The sequence below is a fragment of the Mongoliibacter sp. genome, from assembly GCF_007692705.1.
GTDB lineage: Bacteria > Bacteroidota > Bacteroidia > Cytophagales > Cyclobacteriaceae > Mongoliibacter.
Genome location: NZ_REBN01000005.1, coordinates 1 through 2,738 on the forward strand (window position 1 = coordinate 1; position 2,738 = coordinate 2,738).

A 2,738-nucleotide genomic window follows, 5' to 3' on the forward strand; every position below is an offset into this window, starting at 1 on the left:
GAGGCATTCAAGGTGGAGGGGTCAACTTTGACGCCAAAGTAAGGAGAAATTCTACAGACCTTGAGGACCTTTTCCATGCACACATTGGCAGTATGGATGCTTTTGCACGAGGCTTGTTGATTGCCAATGAAATTCTTGAAAAATCAGCTTATAAAGAGCTTAGAAAAGAAAGATATTCTTCCTTCGATGCAGGAAATGGAAAGGCATTTGAAGAGGGTAATCTGACTTTGGAGGATCTTAGAAACCATGCCAAGTCTGTAGGAGAACCGAAGCAGAGGAGTGGTAGACAGGAGTTGTTCGAGAACATTTTGAACGATTATATTTAAAAATGGGATAACCTGCCAGGTTTAGAGTTCAAAAAAGCTTTATTATCTAAAAATTTTAAAAAACCTGGCAGGTTTTATCAATTGTTAATCTTAATGGATATTTGATATTGAAACCAACTTATTGTTTACCATCACTATTCTGATAATATTTCTGGATTTTACATTTAAATAAAAAAACCTGCTCAAATCTTGGATCTAAGCAGGTTTTTTTATTCAGTGAAATAATTTATATTTAGTTATGAGACTACTGTATAAACTTTCACTAGTATCTTTTTTAAGCCTGCTTTGTACTTACTCCTTTGGTCAAGTCAGCTTTGGGGAACGGCTTGAGGTAAGCAATGAATTTTCCAGTCAGCCAATATGGGTCGACGTTTCTGAGGATTACTTTTTTGCGTATCAGATCAATAAAGGAGATGCCGAGAAACAGTTAAATCTGAAAGTGTTCATGTCTGATAAGTCATTCGGGGATGAAAAGACGATTGACATCCCTCTGAAATGGAATCATGTCCTTAAAAGCAAAAAAGTTTTTGGGGATAAGGTTTATTTTTTATGTGAAAACACTGAGCGGCATTTGAATGAGAAATACCTGTTGATTTTAGACTTGAAATCCAAAGATTCAAAAGAAATCGACCTTAAGAATACTATAGAAAGCCCAATTGCCGATTTTGAAATTTTAGATGATAGAGTACTACTCTTGTTCTATGTTCAAAATAGGCTCATAGCCCAGGTTAAAGAAATGGCTACCGGCAAGGTTTATACGGTGGAGGATGTTTTTCAACCAGGGATGATTGTTCAGGAAGTTTTTGGCGATGAATTGATAGGGGTTTTTAACCTGATGATCAATTTCAGGACAAAAGACAGAAGCAAATCTTTTCTCATGTCCTCGATCAACAAGGAAGGAGTTTTGCTCCGAAATCACTTGTTTGAAAACGAATCCAAAAACCGGGAGAACATTGACATGATCATTTCTAATGAAGGTCCTCTGAAATTTATCGCAGGGACCGTTGGGATGACAAATAAAGTTGGCTACAATGGTTACTATGGAGGATACCTTGCCGATGGGAGCGACCCTTTTAACAATATTGTTGAGATCAATGACCTTCCTGGATTTTTTGCTTTTGAAAAAGATGGAGGAGAAAAGAGTTTAAGTAAATGGGAAAAGTCTAAGAATCCATCTTTAAAAGGCGTGCTTTCAGCAAAAAGTTTGATACAAAATCAAAAAGGTTATTTGTTACAATCTGATCATTTCTTAGCTGTTGGTAATTCATTTTATATTAAAGATGGGGTGTATGATCACAACTATTATCGCCTCAATCCTATGAAAAATCCTTCCATCGGAAGGAGAGGAGGAATGGACGATAGTTTTATCGATGAGACCGGTCAATATGTGTCAACAGATGTTGGTGATCCGAAAATTTATTTTTCTTTTATATCTTCTCATTTTGTGCAGTTTGATAACAATGGAAATGTGTTATGGGATTATGCTATTCCCCTGCCGAAAAAGTCCACTTTTGTTCCTTTGGCCTATGGTCAAATATTCTCAGGAAACAAGGATCATTTCATATATGAATTTGAAGGAAAGCTCTTCTATTCGTTAATATCAGAAAGTGATTTTCAGGAAATGAACCAAGAAGTCAAAATTCCGAATCCTCTAAAAGGTGATAAGGTTTTGAGTTTTCAAAATTCTGACCTAGAGGTCAAAGCATTAAATAATGGGTCATTTTTATTGATGGGAAGGCAAAAATTAAGGTATGTGAAAGAAGATGGTCAGGCAGTTGATGAAAATGCTTTCTTTTTTCAGGAATTAAAGGTGGTGGATTAATAGTGTCCCATTGGAAGTTTTTTTTGAAGAATACCCAACAGTATCCAAAGAAAAAGCTGTAGCAATGCTTGAGATTGCAGCTAAAGATAATACCTATACAATCCTGACTGAGTTGATACCTATAGTGAAAGAAAGGATAAAGTCTGGTTTAAAACTTGGAGTAGAAATCATTAGAAAGTAAAAGCCTTGGCCTTTTGATCAAGCACCTTGACTTTGTAGATGATGAAAAGTCTGTTCAAGTTTCACTTAATTATAGCTTTTGAAAGGAGTGATTAGCTCTCATTTCTATATTTTAATTCATTAGTGTCCGACTAAAATCAAGTCGTGCATGAATTTCGTTTAATAGATCAATTATACGAGGTTTTTCATCCTATTTTGAAATGTAAGCCTCTATGTTGGGAATAGGGATGTTTGCCCGTTCTTTTTCAAGGTTTCTTTGAGCTCTTTTTCAGGGTCGTTTAGAAAATTGATCAGGTGAACATAGCTTACCATATGAAATCTGACCAAAGCAACCATATTAGAAAAAGCCCACTTTCTTTTTATGGTCTTTCGGACAACTTCCATTAACAAGAGTGAGATAAGAGAGCACC

The 2,738-nt window shown here is 35.7% G+C and carries 2 protein-coding genes and 2 pseudogenes; 3 read left to right on the forward strand and 1 reads right to left on the reverse strand.

The features are described 5' to 3' along the window. The 3 genes and pseudogenes from EA341_RS00045 to EA341_RS00055 form a co-directional block, all read left to right on the forward strand. Nucleotides 1-326: pseudogene (locus EA341_RS00045) on the forward strand (xylose isomerase); the annotation flags it as partial. 238 nt (nucleotides 327-564) lie between these two features. Beyond that, nucleotides 565-2,148, forward strand: a complete 1,584-nt coding sequence (locus tag EA341_RS00050) for a hypothetical protein (protein WP_293010639.1) — start codon at nucleotides 565-567, stop codon at nucleotides 2,146-2,148. Nucleotides 2,149-2,158: 10 nt separating this feature from the next. Continuing rightward, nucleotides 2,159-2,329, forward strand: coding sequence for a hypothetical protein (locus EA341_RS00055; protein WP_293010640.1), 171 nt, complete (start codon nucleotides 2,159-2,161; stop codon nucleotides 2,327-2,329). Between the two features lie 209 nt (nucleotides 2,330-2,538). Here EA341_RS00055 and EA341_RS00060 read toward each other — a convergent pair. Then, a pseudogene (locus EA341_RS00060) lies at nucleotides 2,539-2,738 on the reverse strand (transposase); the annotation flags it as partial.